At 70.9% G+C, this 16,940-nt stretch carries 13 protein-coding genes and 1 pseudogene; 7 read left to right on the forward strand and 7 right to left on the reverse strand.

Going from position 1 to position 16,940, the window contains the following annotated elements:
* Entirely contained in the window at nucleotides 1-2,568 is a 2,568-nt protein-coding gene (gene pepN / locus ABZ385_RS07770) for an aminopeptidase N (RefSeq protein ID WP_358910390.1), read from the reverse strand.
* Nucleotides 2,569-2,713: 145 nt separating this feature from the next.
* Here pepN and ABZ385_RS07775 point away from each other — a divergent pair, with 145 nt between their 5' ends.
* Nucleotides 2,714-3,355, forward strand: a complete 642-nt coding sequence (locus ABZ385_RS07775; RefSeq protein ID WP_358582144.1) for a DsbA family protein — start codon at nucleotides 2,714-2,716, stop codon at nucleotides 3,353-3,355.
* Nucleotides 3,356-3,560: 205 nt separating this feature from the next.
* On the opposite strand, the gene ABZ385_RS07780 is transcribed toward ABZ385_RS07775, so the two are convergent.
* The 3 genes from ABZ385_RS07780 to ABZ385_RS07790 all read right to left on the reverse strand — a co-directional run bounded on the left by ABZ385_RS07780 (nucleotide 3,561) and on the right by ABZ385_RS07790 (nucleotide 7,510).
* Nucleotides 3,561-4,211 carry a superoxide dismutase gene (locus ABZ385_RS07780; protein ID WP_358582145.1) on the reverse strand — a complete coding sequence of 217 codons (651 nt, stop codon included), beginning with the start codon at nucleotides 4,209-4,211 and terminating at the stop codon, nucleotides 3,561-3,563.
* Nucleotides 4,212-4,413: 202 nt separating this feature from the next.
* On the reverse strand, nucleotides 4,414-5,865 hold the full coding sequence (locus ABZ385_RS07785) for an amino acid permease (protein ID WP_358910392.1): 1,452 nt from the start codon (nucleotides 5,863-5,865) through the stop codon (nucleotides 4,414-4,416).
* A gap of 259 nt (nucleotides 5,866-6,124) precedes the next feature.
* Nucleotides 6,125-7,510, reverse strand: coding sequence for an amino acid permease (locus ABZ385_RS07790; RefSeq protein WP_358910590.1), 1,386 nt, complete (start codon nucleotides 7,508-7,510; stop codon nucleotides 6,125-6,127).
* 428 nt (nucleotides 7,511-7,938) lie between these two features.
* Here ABZ385_RS07790 and ABZ385_RS07795 point away from each other — a divergent pair, with 428 nt between their 5' ends.
* On the forward strand, nucleotides 7,939-8,517 hold the full coding sequence (locus ABZ385_RS07795) for a biotin transporter BioY (RefSeq protein ID WP_358582148.1): 579 nt from the start codon (nucleotides 7,939-7,941) through the stop codon (nucleotides 8,515-8,517).
* A 61-nt stretch (nucleotides 8,518-8,578) separates the two neighbouring features.
* Here ABZ385_RS07795 and ABZ385_RS07800 read toward each other — a convergent pair whose 3' ends face one another.
* Nucleotides 8,579-9,922 (reverse strand): FAD-binding oxidoreductase, encoded by a 1,344-nt coding sequence (locus tag ABZ385_RS07800; RefSeq protein ID WP_358910394.1) that lies wholly within the window; start codon nucleotides 9,920-9,922, stop codon nucleotides 8,579-8,581.
* A 147-nt stretch (nucleotides 9,923-10,069) separates the two neighbouring features.
* Nucleotides 10,070-11,527, reverse strand: coding sequence for an amino acid permease (locus tag ABZ385_RS07805; protein ID WP_358582152.1), 1,458 nt, complete (start codon nucleotides 11,525-11,527; stop codon nucleotides 10,070-10,072).
* Nucleotides 11,528-11,754: 227 nt separating this feature from the next.
* On the opposite strand from ABZ385_RS07805, the gene ABZ385_RS07810 reads away from it, so the two are divergent.
* From ABZ385_RS07810 to ABZ385_RS07820, 3 genes are all read left to right on the forward strand, one after another.
* Nucleotides 11,755-12,240, forward strand: coding sequence for a ribose-5-phosphate isomerase (locus ABZ385_RS07810; protein ID WP_358582154.1), 486 nt, complete (start codon nucleotides 11,755-11,757; stop codon nucleotides 12,238-12,240).
* Between the two features lie 299 nt (nucleotides 12,241-12,539).
* Complete coding sequence (locus ABZ385_RS07815) at nucleotides 12,540-13,361, forward strand: DNA-formamidopyrimidine glycosylase family protein (protein WP_358910396.1); 822 nt, start codon at nucleotides 12,540-12,542, stop codon at nucleotides 13,359-13,361.
* Between the two features lie 47 nt (nucleotides 13,362-13,408).
* Complete coding sequence (locus ABZ385_RS07820; protein ID WP_358697838.1) at nucleotides 13,409-13,684, forward strand: superinfection immunity protein; 276 nt, start codon at nucleotides 13,409-13,411, stop codon at nucleotides 13,682-13,684.
* A gap of 67 nt (nucleotides 13,685-13,751) precedes the next feature.
* Here the strand turns inward: ABZ385_RS07820 and ABZ385_RS07825 are convergent, their stop codons facing one another.
* Nucleotides 13,752-14,981, reverse strand: a complete 1,230-nt coding sequence (locus ABZ385_RS07825; RefSeq protein WP_358910397.1) for a GNAT family N-acetyltransferase — start codon at nucleotides 14,979-14,981, stop codon at nucleotides 13,752-13,754.
* 173 nt (nucleotides 14,982-15,154) lie between these two features.
* Here ABZ385_RS07825 and ABZ385_RS07830 point away from each other — a divergent pair, with 173 nt between their 5' ends.
* Nucleotides 15,155-16,330: a PP2C family protein-serine/threonine phosphatase gene (locus ABZ385_RS07830; RefSeq protein ID WP_358582164.1), complete on the forward strand. Its 1,176-nt coding sequence runs from the start codon at nucleotides 15,155-15,157 to the stop codon at nucleotides 16,328-16,330.
* 220 nt (nucleotides 16,331-16,550) lie between these two features.
* Nucleotides 16,551-16,835, forward strand: a pseudogene (locus tag ABZ385_RS07835) (sulfite exporter TauE/SafE family protein); the annotation flags it as partial.
* Nucleotides 16,836-16,940: the final 105 nt, after the last annotated feature.

Below are 16,940 nucleotides of genomic sequence, written 5' to 3' on the forward strand. Positions count from 1 at the left end.
CTAGGCCCCCGCGTCGCACGCCTGCGCCCGCAGCGACCGGGCCAGGTCGTCGCGGGACTCCAGGACCAGGCGGCGCAGCGCGGGCGCGGCGGAGGCGTGGGCGGTGAGCCAGTCGTCGGCGGCCGCCAGTGTCGCCTGGTCCGCCTGGAGGTGCGGGAACAGGCCCCGCACCACGTCCATGCCGATCTGGATGGACCGCTCGGTCCACACCCGCTCGATGGCGTCGAAGTACTTGGACACGTACGGCGCGGCCAGCTCCCGCTGGGACGGCTGTGCGAAGCCCGCGATCGTCGCTTCGACCAGCGCGTTGGACAGGGCGTCCGACTCCACGACGGAGGCCCACGCCTGCGCCTTGACGGCCGCCGAGGGCCGCGCGGCCAGGCACCGCACGTGGTGCCGCTTGCCGGAGGCCGTGTCGTCACGGGCCAGTTCGGCGGCGAGGGTGTCCTCGTCGGCGGCGCCGTGCGCGGCCAGCGGGCCGAGCAGGGCCCAGCGCAGCTCCTGGTCGACCTCCAGGCCGTCGATCTTGGCGGTGCCGGCGAGGAGCCCTTCCAGCAGTTGCAGGTCGGCCGGCGACGACGCCACCGCCGCGAAGAACCGCGCCCACGTCAGCTGGTGCTGGCTGCCCGGCGCCGCGATCCGCAGTTCCCGCAGGGCGCCTTCGGCGAGCGCCCGCCCGCCTTCCTCGCGCCAGTCGGGGGCGGCGTAGTGCGTGAGGGCGGAGTTGGCCCAGGCGTGCAGCATCTGGAGGACGCCGATGTCGCTCTCGTGCCCGGCGAAGCGCAGCACGAGCCCGATGAAGTCGCGGGCGGGCATGAGGCCGTCCCGCGTGAGGTTCCACAGCGCGGACCAGCACAGGGCGCGGGCGAGGGGGTCGGTGAGGTCCCCGAGGTGTTCCCGCAGCGTGGCGAGGGAGGTCTCGTCGAAGCGGATCTTGCAGTAGGTGAGGTCGTCGTCGTTGACGAGGATCAGCTCGGGAGCGGCTTCGCCGGCCAGTTCGGCCACGACCGTGCGGGGACCGTCGACGTCCACCTCGGCGCGGGCGTACCGCTCCAGGTCGCCGCCGGCCGTCCTGCGGTACAGGCCCACCGCCACGCGGTGCGGGCGCAGTTCGGGGTGGGACTCGGCGGCTTCCTGGAGCACGGACAGTTCCGTGATCCGGCCCTCCGAGTTCAAGATGGCCTGCGGGGTCAGGGAGTTGACGCCCGCCGTCTGGAGCCAGGCCCGCGACCAGGAGGTCATGTCGCGCCCGGACGTCTCCTCCAGGACCGAGAGCAGGTCGCCGAGGACGGTGTTGCCGTACGCGTGGCGCTTGAAGTAGCGCCGGGCGCCCTCCAGGAAGGCCTCGCGCCCCACGTAGGCGACGAGCTGCTTGAGGACCGAGGCGCCCTTGGCGTAGGTGATCCCGTCGAAGTTGAGCTTGGCGTCCTCCAGGTCGCGGATGTCGGCGGTGACGGGGTGCGTGGAGGGCAGCTGGTCGGCGCGGTAGGCCCAGGCCTTGCGGTTGTTGGCGAAGGTGATCCAGCCGTTGGTGAAGCGGGTCGCCTCGACCATGGAGAAGGAGCCCATGAAGTCGGCGAAGGACTCCTTGAGCCACAGGTCGTCCCACCACCGCATGGTGACGAGGTCGCCGAACCACATGTGGGCCATCTCGTGGAGGATCACGTTGGCCCGGCGCTCGTACGACGCCTGGGTCACCTTGCCGCGGAAGATGAACTCCTCGCGGAAGGTGACCAGGCCCGGGTTCTCCATCGCGCCCAGGTTGTACTCCGGCACGAAGGCCTGGTCGTACTTCCCGAAGGGGTAGGGGAAGTCGAAGTTGTCGTGGAAGAAGTCCAGGCCCTGCTTGGTGACGAGGAAGACGTCGTCCGCGTCGAAGTGCGGGGCGAGGCCCTTGCGGCACATCGCGCCGAGCGGGATCTCCAGGCGCGTGCCGTCGGCCAGGACGCGCTCGTAGGTGTCGGTGACGTGGTGGTAGGGGCCGGCCACGACCGCCGTGATGTAGGTGGAGATCGGCTTCGTCTCGGCGAACCGCCATACGCCGTCGGTCAGTTCGCCGACGCCGTTGGACCACACCGTCCAGCCTTCGGGGGCCCGCACCTCGAAGCGGTAGGGCGCCTTGAGGTCCGGCTGCTCGAAGCCCGCGAAGACCCGGCGGGCGTCAGCCGGCTCGTACTGGGTGTAGAGGTAGACCTCGCCGTCCTCGGGGTCGACGAAGCGGTGCATGCCCTCACCGGTGCGGCTGTAGGCGCACTGGGCGTCCACCACCAGCTCGTTCTCCTCGGCCAGGTCGTCCAGCGCGATCCGGGTGCCGTCGAAGACCGCGGCGGGGTCCAGGTCCTTGCCGTTGAGGGACACCGCCGTGACGCTGGGCGCGACCAGGTCCGCGAAGCTCGCCGCGCCCGCCTCGGCGCGGAAGCGGATCGTGGTGACCGAGCGGAACGTGCGCGGCTCCCCGCCGCCGTCGCCGACCGCCGAGCGCAGGTCCAGGAAGACCTCGTAGCCCTCGACGGACAGCAGCGCGGCCCTCTCGCGGGCCTCGTCGCGGGACAGATTCTCACCGGGCACGGGCGGCACTCCCTTGTGACTCGCATGACTCGTACGAATGTCTACGATCCTCGCATGTGGCGTCGGCCGCCGACATCCGGGAATGCCCCGACGGACCCCCGACGTTCCCCTCCCCAGGCGCCGAACACATTCCCTAGGGAGAGACATGTCCGAGAACACCGTCAAGACCCCGGTCGACTTCTGGTTCGACCCGCTCTGCCCCTGGGCCTGGATGACCTCGCGCTGGATGCTGGAGGTGGAGAAGGTCCGTGACGTCGAGGTCCGCTGGCACGTGATGAGCCTCGCCGTCCTGAACGAGAACAGGCTCGACGAGCTGCCCGAGGAGTACCGGGAGATGCTCGCCACCCAGGCCTGGGGCCCGGTGCGGGTCGTCATCGCCGCCCAGCAGAAGCACGGCGAGGAGATCACCGGAAAGCTCTACACCGCGCTCGGCACCCGCTTCCACAACCGTGGCGAGGGCGCCACCCGTGAGGCCGTCGTCGCGGCTCTGGAGGAGGTCGGCCTGCCCGCCGACCTCGTCGACCACATGGACTCCGACGTGTACGACGCCGAGCTGCGGGCCTCGCACAAGGAGGGCATCGACAAGGTCGGCCAGGACGTCGGCACGCCCGTCATCGCCGTCCCCGGTGCCGACGGCGAGCAGATCGCCTTCTTCGGCCCCGTCGTCACCCCCGCGCCCAAGGGCGAGGCGGCGGCGCGCCTGTGGGACGGGACGCTGCTCGTCGCCTCGACGCCGGGCTTCTACGAGATCAAGCGGACGCGGACCGAGGGCCCGAACTTCGAGTGACCCCGCGAGCCGCCGCGCACAGCCGGTGAGCCCGTACAACAGAGAGACCCCCGTGAGTCACGTCCTCACGGGGGTCTCTCCTCTATCCGCCTGCCTCGGCGAAAGTTGAGAAGACGATCACGAGGCAGGACGTTTCACGAGGCGGACGGCCTCACGCACGGGAGATGTCTCACGCGCCGGAGATGTCCCACGCGCCGGACACGCCTCACGGAGCGAGCAGCAGGGCGTTCACCCGCTGCTTGGCGGCCTCGTAGCGCTTGGCGACGTCCTGCCAGTTGACGACCTGCCACATGGCCTCGATGAAGTCGACCTTCTGGTTCTTGTACTGGAGGTAGAAGGCGTGCTCCCAGGCGTCGAAGACCAGGATCGGCGTGGAGCCCTGGCCGACGTTGCCCTGGTGGTCGTAGACCTGCTCGACGATGAGGCGGCCGCTGAGCGGCTCGTAGGCGAGGACGCCCCAGCCCGAACCCTGCGTCGTCGCCGAGGCCTTGGTCAGCTGGGCCTTGAACTTGGCGAAGGAGCCGAAGGACTCGGTGATCGCGTCCGCCAGCTCGCCGACGCCGTCGGCGGCCAGCGGCTCGCCGCCGCCGCCGTCCTTGGGGCTGTTCATGTTGTGCCAGTAGATGCTGTGCAGGATGTGGCCGGAGAGGTGGAAGGCCAGGTTCTTCTCCAGGCCGTTGATGGCGCCCCACGTCTCCTTGTCGCGCGCCTCCGCCAGCTGCTCCAGGGTGTCGTTCGCGCCCTTCACGTACGCGGCGTGGTGCTTGTCGTGGTGCAGCTCGATGATCTGCGGGTTGATGACCGGTTCGAGCGCCGCGTAGTCGTACGGAAGTTCTGGAAGCGTGTAAATGGCCATGGTCCGAGCCCTCCGACTGCTGCTTCTCACTGCTTCTTACTTCTTATTGCAAGTCATGCGCAAGTGCAGGCTAACAGCAGTAGGCCCCGCAAGTTGATCAGCCCTTCGCCCTAGGCCCCCCCCGAAACGACGAAGGCCTTCCGGAAACGACAAAGGGGCCCCGGGTCGTCATCGACCCAGGGCCCCTCCGCGTAAACGTGTCCTACTCGGCGGCCGTGACCGCCCCCCGCTCCGCCCGCTTCTGCCGCACGAAACCGATGACGGCGAGGCACAGCGTCAGCGCCCCCGTGGCGAGCAGTTGCTTGCGCGTGTCGGGCTGCTCGGTCATCAGGAAGAAGATGTACGCCATCGCGGCCAGCGCCACCCAGGTCAGGTACGGGTAGGCCCACATCCGCACGACCAGCTTCTGCGGCTCCTCGCGCTCCGTCCGGCGGCGCAGGAGGAGCTGCGAGACGGCGATGAAGATCCAGACGACGAGGATCATCGCGCCGATCATGTTGAGCAGCCAGGGGAAGACCTGGTCGGGGCTCCAGTAGCTGAGCAGCACGCAGCCGAAGCCGAAGACCGACGAGGCCAGCACGGCGAGGCGCGGCACGCCGCTGTACACCCGGCCGAGCGCCTTGGGGCCCTGGCCGCGCTCGATCAGGGAGTACGACATGCGCGAGGCGCCGTAGATGTTGGCGTTCATCGCGGAGAGCAGGGCGATCAGCACGATGACGTTCATGATCTGCCCGGCGCCGGGGATGCCCAGGTGGTCGAGGGTGGCGACGTAGGGGCCCTTGGTGGCGACGTCCTTGTTGTCCCACGGCAGCAGCGTGACGACGACGAGCATGGAGCCGACGTAGAAGAGGGCGATGCGCCACATCGCCGTGCGTACGGCCTTGGCGACGCTCTTGACCGGGTTCTCGGACTCGGCGGCGGCGATGGTGACGGTCTCCAGACCGCCGTACGCGAAGACCGAGGCGAGGAGGCCGATGATCAGGCCGTCCGTGCCGTTCGGCATGAAGCCGCCCTCGCCGGTGAGGTGCTCCAGGCCGGGGGCCGGGGTGTCCGAGCCGGGCAGGATGCCGAGGATCGCGAGGACGCCGATGCCGAGGAAGAGGGCGATGGCGCCGACCTTGAGGGCGGCGAACCAGAACTCGAACTCGCCGAAGTTCTTCACGGCCGTGAGGTTCGCGCCGCAGAAGACCAGCATGAACAGGGCGACCCAGGCCCACTGCGGGGTGCCGGGGAACCAGCCCACCATGATGTTCGCGGCGCCGATGCCCTCCAGGCCCACGGCGACGCACAGCAGGAACCAGAAGCCCCAGCCCGCCGTGAAGCCCGCCCAGGGGCCGATGGCGCGTTCGGCGTGCACGGAGAACGAGCCCGAGGCCGGGTTGGCGGCCGACATCTCGCCCAGCATGCGCATCACGAGCATGACGAGCGCGCCGGATATCGCGTAGGCGAGGACGATCGAGGGACCGGCCTTGGCGATGCCCGCTCCGGAGCCCACGAAGAGGCCTGCGCCGATCACGCCACCGAGGGCGATCATGGAGAGGTGCCGCTGCTTGAGGCCGTGGACGAGCGGGGAGTCGGCCTTGGGTGCGGCATCAGGTGCTGGTGTCGCATCGGGTGCGGATGCGGCGTCCTTGGAGCTGGACGTCCGAGACATGGGCGGGCCCTGTTCAGTAGCCGAGACGGGGGAGGAGCGGAAGGGGAAGCGGGTCATGACCGGGAGAGCCGGGACGGAAGGAAGCGGACCGAGAACCGGGACGGAGGAAACGGGTCGAGAGCCGGGGCGGGGGAGTCGAGCGGGCCCACAGTCTGAAGTCCGGCACCGCTGACAGGGAACCACCGACCGGTATACGGACACGACGCTTACACGTCGTGAAGAAACCGCCACAAGAAGTTCACGGCGCGTTCACGCGAGGTCACGGCCGCCGCCGGCCCCGCCACTCCCGCAGCCCGGCGACCGCCAGCACCACGCCCGTCGCCCCCGCCGACCACAGCAGCTGGGGCCGCGCCCCGTCGTCGTTCAGCATCAGGGCGAGTACGGCGGCCATCGCGACCAGCGCCGCCCAGGTCAGATACGGGAACGCCCACATCCGCAGGACCAGCCGTTCCGGGGCCTCCCGCTCGATGCGCCGCCGCAGCCGCAGCTGCGACACCGCGATCAGCGCCCAGACGAACAGCAGCACCGCGCCGACCGAGTTGAGCATGTAGAGGAAGACCGAATCGGGCCACTTCAAATTGAGTACGACCGATACGAAGCCGAAGGCGACCGAGGCGAGGACCGCGCGGCGCGGGACCCCGCCGCCGGACACCTTCAGGAGGGCCTTCGGGGCCTCGCCGCGTTCGGCGAGGGAGAAGACCATCCGGGAGGACCCGTAGAGGTTGGCGTTGAGCGCCGAGAGCAGGGCCACGAACACCACGATGTTCATGATGGTCCCGGCGGACGGCACCCCGATCGAGTCGAGGACGGTGACGTACGGGCTGGCGCCGGCCTTCTGCGCGGTCCACGGCAGCACCGTCACGATGACCAGCATCGAGCCGACGTAGAAGAAGAGGATGCGGTAGACGGCGCTGCGCACCGCGCGGGCGACCGAGCGGACCGGGTCGTCGGACTCGGCGGCCGCGATCGTGACGACCTCCAGGCCGCCGAAGGCGAACACGACGGCGAGGACCCCGGAGACCACGCCGGCCCAGCCGTTGGGCAGGAAACCGCCGTCACCGCTGAGGTGGGTGAGGCCCACGGGGTCCGTGTCCGGCAGCACCCCGAAGATCGCGAGCAGCCCCAGCGCCAGGAACGCGACGATCGCGCAGACCTTCAGCGTCGCGAACCAGAACTCGAACTCGCCGAAGTTCTTCACGGCGGCGAGGTTGGCGCCGGTGAAGACCAGCATGAAGAGCAGCACCCAGGCCCACTGCGGCACCGCGGGCGCCCAGCTGTGGGCGATCTGCGCGGCGCCGGTCGCCTCCACGGCGAGCACGACGACCAGCAGGAACCAGTACAGCCAGCCGACGCTGAACCCGGCCCAGCGGCCCAGCGCGCGCTCCGCGTGCACGGAGAAGGAGCCCGAGGCGGGCATCGCGGCCGACATCTCGCCGAGCATCCGCATCACGCACATCGCGAGCGCGCCCGCGATCAGATACGAGACGACGATCCCGGGCCCCGCGACGGCGATCCCCGCGCCCGACCCGACGAAGAGCCCGGCCCCGATGACGCCGCCGAGCCCGAGCATCGTCAGATGCCGCTGCTTGAGCCCGCCGCCGAGCGGCTCGGTGGAGGAAGCGGCCGAGGCCTGGGGGTCGTGCATGGTGCTCAGCGCTGCTCTCGGGGTCACGGGCCTATGGGATTACGGGCTTACGGGCTTACGGCGTACGGCTACGGGATCACGGGACTACGGGATCACGGGCTTAAGGCGTTAGGGCTACGGGCTTACGGGCTTACGGGCTTACGGCGTCACGGGCTCAAGGCGTTACGGGTAACGGGATCACGGCGTCACGGAGACTTTGGCGGGACTCCACAGTCTCCCCGGGCGGCGCCCCTCCGCGCAAAACGGGCCACCCACCCGCCGACCTCCGTGACGAGCGTCACGCCCGGCGAGGTGTACGGGAGGCCCTTTGTCCGGAGCCCACCAAGCCCCCGCCCCGGGGTTGTCACCCGGAGCCGCTGTGAGGGCGCCCCCGCCTGGGATAGCGTCGACGCGTCCCAACCCGCCCCAGCCCTCCCGCGGAGTCCCCGATGAGCATCGCCGCTGCCACCCCCCGTCCCGGCCAGGTCCTCGCCGACCTGCTGCCCGCGTCCCGTGTGAAGGACGCCGCCCTCGTGCTCGGCGGCGCCGCGCTCACCGGTGTCGCGGCCCAGATCGCGGTGCCCGTCCCGGGTTCCCCCGTGCCGGTGACCGGTCAGACCTTCGCCGCGCTGCTCGTCGGCACCGCGCTGGGCGCCCGCCGCGGCTTCCTCTCCCTCGCGCTGTACGCGCTGGTCGGCATGGCCGGCATGCCGTGGTTCGCGCAGGCGGGTTCGGGCGTCGCGGCCCCCTCCCTCGGCTACGTCCTCGGCATGCTGCTCGCCGCCACCGTGGTCGGCGCCCTCGCCCGCCGGGGCGGCGACCGCTCCGTGCTGCGCACCGCGGGCACGATGGTGCTCGGCTCCGCGATCATCTACGCGGTCGGCGTGCCGTACCTCGCCGCCGCGACCGGCATGTCGCTGACCCAGGCCGTCGCCGCCGGGCTCACGCCCTTCCTGATCGGCGACGCCCTGAAGGCCGCCCTCGCGATGGGCGCGCTGCCCACGGCCTGGAAGCTGCTCGACCGCTGACGCACACGCCCGTCGGCGAACACGCCCACCGGCGCACACGTCAACACCCCTGCACCATCCGTCAGCTGGCACCGACGCCGTAACTCCGCCTGAAGAGGTTCGCCGGGTCGTACGCGACCTTCAGCCCGGCGAGCCTCTTCCGCGTCTTCGCGTCGTACAGCCCCTCGGGCCGGTCGGCGCCGCCGAACGCGAAGTTCAGCGAGCGGCCCAGCCGCTGCCCCGCCACGCGCCCGAACGCCCGTGCGTGCAGCTCCCGTACGGTCGCCACGTCCGTGCCGTCCAGCGGGGAGAGGACGCGGACGAGCCAGCCCGCCCCGCGGTGGGGCACCGCGTTCTTCGCGGGCCGGGCCAGCGCCCCGCCCAAGTGGTTGATCTGGACGACGTGCATCGAGTCGGCGTCGGGGCCGGTCAGCGCGAGCAGTTCCCCGGCCGCGTCGACGTCCAGGCCGCTGAGCAGCACGCTGTCCCCGTAGTAGGCGTGCGGGAAGTCGGGGTCGCTGTGGATGGTGTGGCTCTCGGTGTACGGCATCTCCCGCAGGGTGTCCGACACGGCGGGGGCCAGCGCGCGCAACGGCGCCACCAGCCGCTCGCCCTCGGCCCGCGTCCCCGTGAACGCGACGCGCACCGAGATCAGGTAGCGGCCCCGCAGGAGCGGCGGGAGCTGGGGGATGTCGGGGTAGAGCAGCGCGCAGAGCGAGGAGGTCAGCTCCTCGGGCAGGTTCCGCGTCCACTGCTCGTAGCCGCGCAGCAGGGCCGCGGGGTCCGTCGTGCGGCCGTCGAACGCGATCGCCCCGCCGTACAGCCGCGCCACCGGCACGAGGCCGATCTCCAGCTCGGTGACCACGCCGAGGGTCGCGCCGCCGCCGAGCAGCCCCTGGAAGAGTTCGGGGTCGCTGTCGGCGGTGACATGGCGCAGGGTGCCGTCGCCCGTCACGACGTCGAGGGAGCGGACGTGGTCGGCCGCGTAGCCGAACTGCCGGGCGAGGATGCCGAGGCCGCCGCCGAGGGTGTACGACACGACGCCGACGCCCGGCGCCGAGCCGTTCAGCGGGGCGAGCCCGTGGGGCGCGGCGGCCTCGACGACCTGCCCCCAGCGGGCGCCGGCGCCGACGGTGACGGTGCGGGCGGCGGCGTCGACGCGTACGGAGTCCATCCGCCGCGTACTGATCAGGAGGCCGCCCCGGGACGCCCCCGGCAGCCCGTGGCCGGTGGCCTGGACCCCTACGGGCAGCCCGTGCTCACCGGCGTACGACACGGCGGCCACGACGTCCTGGGGGCTCGTGGCGCCGAGGACGAGGTCGGGCCGCGTCGCGAAGCCGGTCTGGAATCCGGCGATCTCGTCGTCGTACCCGGGGTCGCCGGGCCGGAACACGAGTCGCTGGGCGCTGAAACCGGTGAAATCCACGAGGAGCCTCCGTTGTGCCGCGTACGTGGCGCCTGAGCCGCGTACATCTGCCGGACAACGCAGAGGATCCCGCGAAAAGCTGACAACCTCCGTCAACTTAACGCGGGACCTCAATGGCACCCCTGACGGGACCCCTAGGGGAACCGCTCAGACCTGCTCGGCCTCTTCACGGGGCCGGATCTTCTCCCGCACCACCGAGAACACGACCACGAACGCGGCCGCGAGGAGCGACAGCAGCACCTGCTTGCGCCCGGCCTCGTCGGTCAGCATGTAGATGAGGACGAACGAGATCATCGCGATCGTCACCCACGTCAGGTACGGGAAGAGCCACATCTTCACGACGAGCTTCTCCGGCTCCTCGCGCAGGATGATCCCGCGCATCCGCAGCTGCGTGAAGCAGATCATCAGCCACACGAACAGGGCCACGGCGCCCGAGGAGTTCAGCAGGAAGTCGAAGACGGTGTCCTTCCACTGGTAGTTGAACCAGACGGCGAGGAAGCCGAAGACGACGGAGCCGAGGATCGCGGCCTGCGGCACGCCCCGCTTGTTGGTGCGCGCGAAGGCCTTGGGCGCGTCGCCGCGCTGCCCGAGCGAGAACGCCATGCGGGAGGCGGTGTAGAGCCCGGAGTTGAGGCAGGAGAGCACGGCGGTGAGCACGATGACGTTCATGACCTGACCGGCGTGCGGGATGCCGATCGAGTTGAGCGCGGCGACGTAGCTGCCGTCCTCGGTGATCGACTTGTCGTTCCACGGCAGGAGCGTGATCACGATGAAGATCGAGCCGAGGTAGAAGACGCCGATGCGCCAGATCACGCTGTTGGTCGCCTTGGTGACCGCGCGCTGCGGGTCCTCGGACTCACCGGCGGCCAGCGTGACGATCTCGCTGCCCATGAAGGAGAAGACGACCATCAGTACGCCGGTGAGGATGGCGCCCGCGCCCTTGGGCATGAAGCCGCCCGCGTCGGTGAGGTGCGCGAATCCGGCGCCTGGGTTGTCGGAGCCGGGCAGCACGCCGAAGACGGCGAGCAGGCCGATGACGACGAACGCGCCGATCGCGACGACCTTGATGCCGGCGAACCAGAACTCGAACTCGCCGTACGAGCCGACCGAGACGAGGTTGGTCGCGGTGAGCACCAGCATCACGATGAGCGCCCAGCCCCACTGCGGGACGGCGGGTACCCAGCCGTTGAGGATCACGGCCCCGGCGGTGGCCTCCACCGCGAGGACGACGACCCAGAAGAACCAGTACAGCCAGCCGATGGAGAAGCCGGCCCAGCGGCCGAGCGCCTGGTCGGCGTAGGTGGAGAAGGAGCCGGACGTCGGCCGTGCGGCGGCCATCTCGCCCAGCATCCGCATGACGAGGACGACCATGGCGCCGACGAGGGCGTACGAGACGAGGATGGCGGGGCCGGCGGCGGCGATGCCGGAGCCGGATCCCACGAAGAGGCCGGCGCCGATGACGCCGCCGATCGCGATCATGGAGAGGTGGCGGTTCTTGAGACCCGCTTTCAGGCCGTCGCCGGTGTCACCAGTGTCGCCAGACCGCGGATCCCCAGGGGATGGGGGGTTGCTGTCTGCCTTCGCAAGGGAGGGTTGCGAGGTCATGGACGAATCCTTAAGTTCTCGGGTCACGAGCCCCCGCATTCAAACTCAGGAGCGATCGGGACGGAAGTCCTGAATCCGGATCGTTGCATTCCGGCCACTTGGCCTGGACCTGACCTGGGGTGTGCCCCAGCCCGCCCCGGACTGACCGGGGCCCGGTCGGGACCTTGGTCCCGAAGGCCCGGCCCCGATCGCGGCTACCCGGTGCCCGACGTGCCACACTCGGACGCATGCGCGTGTACCTCGGCTCGGATCATGCCGGCTATGAACTCAAGAACCACCTGGTCGAATGGCTCAAGGGCCACGGCCACGAGCCCGTCGACTGCGGGCCCCACATCTATGACGCCCAGGACGACTACCCGCCGTTCTGCCTGCGTGCCGCGGAGCGGACCGCCGCGGACCCCGAGGCGCTCGGCATCGTCATCGGCGGCTCCGGCAACGGCGAGCAGATCGCCGCGAACAAGGTCAAGGGCGTCCGCGCGGCGCTGGCCTGGAGCGAGCAGACCGCGGCGCTCGGCCGTGAGCACAACGACGCCAACGTCATCTCGATCGGCGGTCGGATGCACTCCCAGGAGGAGGCGACGAAGTTCGTCGAGATCTTCCTGAGCACGCCGTACTCGGGTGAGGAGCGTCACACCCGCCGCATCGACATGCTCTCCGCCTACGAGGAAACGGGCGACCTTCCGCCCATCCCGGCCGGGCACCCCCAGCAGTAACGGCCCCCCTCCGCCGGGCGGTGCTGCCACCCCAGCCCGTCCGGCGTTTGAGGACGAGCCCTCAAGGCGATTCTTCGCCGGACGACGCGGCCGGTTTTCAGCCCGTCCGGCGTTTGAGGACGAGCCCTCAAGGCGATTCTTCGCCGGACGACGCGGCCGGTTTTCAGCCCGTCCGGCGTTTGAGGACGAGCCTTTAGGGCGATCCTTCGCCGGACGACGCCGCCGGTTTTCAGCCCGTCCGGCGTTTGAGGACGAGCCCTCAAGGCGATTTTCGTGACCGCACAACCCCCGGAGGGACCATGCCGGAGGGCCACACCATTCACCGCCTCGCGGCAGACCACCGCGCCCGCTTCCAGGGCACCCCCGTAAAGGCGACCAGCCCCCAAGGCAAGTTCTCCGACGGCGCCGCCCTGATCGACGGCCGGACGATGAAAACCGCCGAGGCCCACGGCAAGCACCTCTTCCTGGGGTTCGGCGAAGCCGACTGGGTCCACATCCACCTCGGCCTCTTCGGCAAGTACGCCCTCGGCGAGCACCCCGCCCCGCCCCCCACGGACACCGTCCGCCTCCGCCTGCGGAACGACACGTACTACTCCGACCTGCGCGGCCCGACGACCTGCGCGCTCATCACGGACGACGAGAAGCGGGCGATACACGAGCGCCTCGGCCCGGACCCGCTCCGGGACGGCGACGACCCCGACAAGGCGTACCGCCGGATCTCCCGCAGCCGCACCACCGTCGCCGCGCTGCTCATGGACCAGAAGGTCGTCTCGGGCGTCGGCAACGTCTACCGCGCCGAGGTCCTCTTCCGGCACGGCATCGACCCGTACACCCCGGGCAAGGACCTCACCGAGGCCCGATGGCAGGCGATCTGGGCGGATCTCGTGGAGCTGATGCGCGAGGGCGTACGCCTCAACCGCATCGACACCGTCCGCCCCGAGCACACGCCGGAGGCGATGGGCCGTCCGCCGCGCGTGGACGACCACGGCGGCGAGGTGTACGTCTACCGCAGGGCGAACCAGCCCTGTCACCTCTGCGGCGGCGAGATCCGCACCGCCGGCCTCGCCGCGCGCAACCTCTTCTGGTGCCCCACCTGCCAACGCCCCGACGCCGGCCGGTAGCGCGACTAAGATCGGCTCACCAGTTCGACCGCCTGACCAGCGGTCGCGTGACCAGCTCCACGGGGGTTCTCTTCATGTTCGAGTTCAACATGCCCAGTTTCCATCTCGGCTTCGATCTCGGCTTGCTCGGCGGCCTCGTCCTGGCGGTGCTCACCGTCGTGCTCTACATCCTGCCGTCCCTCATCGCCTTCAACCGGGGAGCGGAACTCCGCTGGGTGGTCCTCGTCCTCAACGTCGCCGTCGGCCACTCGGCGGTCGCCTGGCTGGTCGCCCTCTACCTGGCCACCCGCAAGCCGAAGTCCCCACTGCCCCTGTCGGCCTGAGGCCCCGGCCCGCGCAAGGCCCCGCACAAGGACACGCACCGCCCTGGAGCCCGCCCCGGAACCCGCCCTAGAAGCCGTGCGGCAGCCAAGGCGCCACGTCCGACCCGAAGGCCACCGACGCCTCCGCCAGCGCCCCCGGCCGCAGCTCCCGCACCCGCCCCGTGCCCGCCAGTGACGTCAGGGAGGTCCCGCCGAGGTAGGCGGCGGCCAGTTCCCGTACGGACAGGGCGAGGTCGGCCGGGTCCCGGGTCCGTTCGCAGGAGGCGCCCTTCGCGTCACCGGTGAGCCGCCAACGGCCCGCGTTCCAGGGGCAGAAGGCGTCCTCGACCTCCAGGACGACGTCCAGCGGCGTACGGTACGTGCGCGCCGCCAGCGCCGCCCCCACCTCCACGAGCCGTACGTGGAGCGAGTCCCGCACCGCGAGGTCGCAGCGCCGGATGTCCGAGGCGAGCTGGAGCAGCGGATCGTCCACCGGACGGCTGTACGCGAGGACCGACGTCGTCAGGTCGATGGTGAAGACGAACCGCCACAGCGCCGCGTACGCCGCCGGGTCCTCCGCCTCCAGGTCCCGCACCCGCACCACGCCCTTGGGGCCCTTCCAGTCGAACTCGGGCTTGACGGCGAACCGCACATAGCCGACCAGTTCGCCCGCGCGTTCGGCGACCACGCACTGCACCGGCGACGCGCCGTCCCGCTCGCTCTCCGGGTCGAACAGTCCGAGCCGCTCCCAGCCGGGCTGCCGGGCCGGCATCCCCGGACGGGCGACGACCCGGCGCGCGTACAGCTCCTCGCACGCGTCGAGGACGTCGGCGGGCCGCGCGTACCGCAGCCGTACGTCGTCCGTGCCGGGCGGGACGGACAGCTGTACCCGCGTCGTGTCGATGTCCGCCTTCAGCTGCAGGGTGCCCGGGGCGTACCCGAACCGGCCGTAGATGACCGGCTCGGAGGCGGTCAGCACGGCCAGCGGCTCGCCGAGCGCGCGCACGTCGTCCAGCTGCCTGCGCATCATCGCCGTCAGGATGCCGCGCCTGCGGTGCGTCGCCGCGACGCTCACCGTCGTGACGCCCGCCGCGTCCACGAGGGCGCCGCCCGGCACGGAGAGCCGGAAGGAGAAGGACCCCGCCGTGCCCACGCAGGTGTCGCCGTCCCAGGCGCCCAGCATCCGGTCGACCTCCACGAGGTCGCGCCACAGCTCCTCTTTCCCCGCCGGCGTGGGCGTCCCGCCGAAGGCGAGGGCGAACGTTGCGAACCAGTCGTCCCATTCGGCTTCGGCGAGGACCCGCAAGTCTGTCGGCATACCGCATGAGTCTGTCGTCATACCGCATGCCTACCAGGGCGATACCACCTGATGCGAGGGCATTTCCCACGGCTGGAACAAGCCGTCACGGCCCATCCGCGCGTGCCTCTGACGAGGGACAAGCGGGACCTCCCGTGCGAAGGGTGCGGCCCGCTGGATAGGGTCCACGAGCAATGGCGGTACGAGGAGCACGAGGCGAGCGCGGCGAACGGCGGGCGCAGGCCGAGACATTCACGGCCCGGATGAACAAGCGGCTGCACCGGGTCCGCATAGTGCTGCGCAAATCCGGGGTCGACTACTTCCGGGGCGACGGCTCGGACTGGGTGGCCCTGGCCGGGCTGCTCGTCACCGTCCCGCTGATCGCCTTCGGCACGATGGTGAACAACGTCTGGTGCGCGCCCGCCGCCCTGGTGCTGCCCATCGTGGCGGGCGGACTGCTGCTGCGTCCCGCCAGCCTCCTCGGCCTGTACGCGGCCACCGCCGTGGCGCTGATCGTGGAGACCGTCCGGCTCGGCCCGTATGCCGAAGGGCCCTCGCGCGTCACGCCGGGCGTGGTGCTGGTGGTCGCCGCCTGCGGTTTCTTCGGCCTGGTCGTCGCCCAGTTCCGCAGCCGGGTCGGCGTGCCCTGGCGCGGCGGCGGCACGATGCTGTTCGACCTGCGCGAGCGCATCCGGGTGCAGAGCAAGCTGCCGAAGCTGCCGCGCGGCTGGCACCGCGAGATGGCGCTGCGCCCGGCGGGCGGGCAGTCGTTCTCGGGTGACTTCGTCGTCGCGGCCCGGACGAACGGCGGCCGCACCCTGGAGGTCGTCCTAACCGACGTGTCCGGCAAGGGCATGGACGCCGGTTCGCGGGCGCTGCTCCTGTCCGGCGCGTTCGGCGGCCTCCTCGGCTCGCTGCCCCCGCACTCCTTCCTGCCCGCCGCCAACGGCTACCTGCTCCGCCAGGACTGGGAGGAGGGCTTCGCGACCTCCATCCATCTGGTCCTGGACCTGGAGACCGGCGACTACGAACTCTTCTCGGCGGGCCACCCGCCGGGCCTCCAGCTCAGCGCGGGCAGCGGCCGCTGGGAGGAGAAGACGGGCCAGGGCCCGCTCCTCGGCGTCTACGACGGCGCGCAGTTCGACCCGGTGAAGGGCACGCTGCGCCCCGGCGACGTCCTGATGCTCTTCACCGACGGCCTGGTGGAGACCTCCGACCGGGACATCGCCGAGGGCATCGACCGCCTCACGGGCGAGGCCGACCGCTATGTGGCCGGCGGCTTCCACGGCGCGGCCTGGCACCTCATCGAGGCGGTCGCGAAGGACGTGAACGACGACAGGGCGCTGCTGCTGATCTGCCGGGAGGCGTGAGCGGGCGGTACGGCACCCCGTACGCCCCCCCGCGCCGGGCGGAGCGCCGTCCCGGCCGCCGGGGTCGTCGCCCGCTGGCCCGTCGCGGTCAACCTGCTGGCCGGGAGCCTCCTGGGTGCTCACGCACACCACCACGCCGGACGCGCTCGCGCTGCCGCTCTGGGCCCAGATCCCTTCCGGCGTGGCGGCCGGGCTCGGTATCGGCGTGGTCGCGGCGATCATGGGCGTCGCCGGCGGTGAGCTGCTGATCCCGACGGTCGTGCTGCTGTTCGGCGAGGACATCAAGGCCGCCGGCAGCCTGTCCCTGCTCGTCTCCCCGCCGACCATGCTGGTGGCCTTCGCCCGCTACAGCCGCGACGGCAGCTTCGCCGTCCTGGGCGCCAATCTGCGCTTCACCGCGGTCATGGCCCTGGGTTCCGGCGTCGGCGCGGTGGCGGGCGGACTCCTCCTCGGCGTCTTCCCGGACCTGGTCCTGATCCCCGCGCTGGCCGTGATCCTGCTCGTCTCGGCGGTCAAACTCGCCCGGCACCCGCCCCTGAGGCCACGTCGTGGGCGGCGGCGGACCTGGACCGCAGGCCGCCCCGCGAGCGTCCGTTGCACGAACCGAGCT

The organism is Streptomyces sp. NPDC005898 (genome assembly GCF_040629635.1).
Lineage (GTDB): Bacteria > Actinomycetota > Actinomycetes > Streptomycetales > Streptomycetaceae > Streptomyces.

What these genes read in the sequence shown, in the direction of transcription:
- ABZ385_RS07810 (WP_358582154.1), top strand. Translation starts at nt 11,755, where the DNA reads ATGCGCGTGTACCTCGGCTCGGATCATGCCGGCTATGAACTCAAGAAC.
- ABZ385_RS07825 (WP_358910397.1), bottom strand. Translation starts at nt 14,981, where the DNA reads ATGCCGACAGACTTGCGGGTCCTCGCCGAAGCCGAATGGGACGACTGG.
- ABZ385_RS07795 (WP_358582148.1), top strand. Translation starts at nt 7,939, where the DNA reads ATGAGCATCGCCGCTGCCACCCCCCGTCCCGGCCAGGTCCTCGCCGAC.
- ABZ385_RS07805 (WP_358582152.1), bottom strand. Translation starts at nt 11,527, where the DNA reads ATGACCTCGCAACCCTCCCTTGCGAAGGCAGACAGCAACCCCCCATCC.
- ABZ385_RS07785 (WP_358910392.1), bottom strand. Translation starts at nt 5,865, where the DNA reads ATGTCTCGGACGTCCAGCTCCAAGGACGCCGCATCCGCACCCGATGCG.
- ABZ385_RS07775 (WP_358582144.1), top strand. Translation starts at nt 2,714, where the DNA reads ATGTCCGAGAACACCGTCAAGACCCCGGTCGACTTCTGGTTCGACCCG.
- ABZ385_RS07815 (WP_358910396.1), top strand. Translation starts at nt 12,540, where the DNA reads ATGCCGGAGGGCCACACCATTCACCGCCTCGCGGCAGACCACCGCGCC.
- ABZ385_RS07830 (WP_358582164.1), top strand. Translation starts at nt 15,155, where the DNA reads ATGGCGGTACGAGGAGCACGAGGCGAGCGCGGCGAACGGCGGGCGCAG.
- ABZ385_RS07780 (WP_358582145.1), bottom strand. Translation starts at nt 4,211, where the DNA reads ATGGCCATTTACACGCTTCCAGAACTTCCGTACGACTACGCGGCGCTC.
- ABZ385_RS07790 (WP_358910590.1), bottom strand. Translation starts at nt 7,510, where the DNA reads ATGCACGACCCCCAGGCCTCGGCCGCTTCCTCCACCGAGCCGCTCGGC.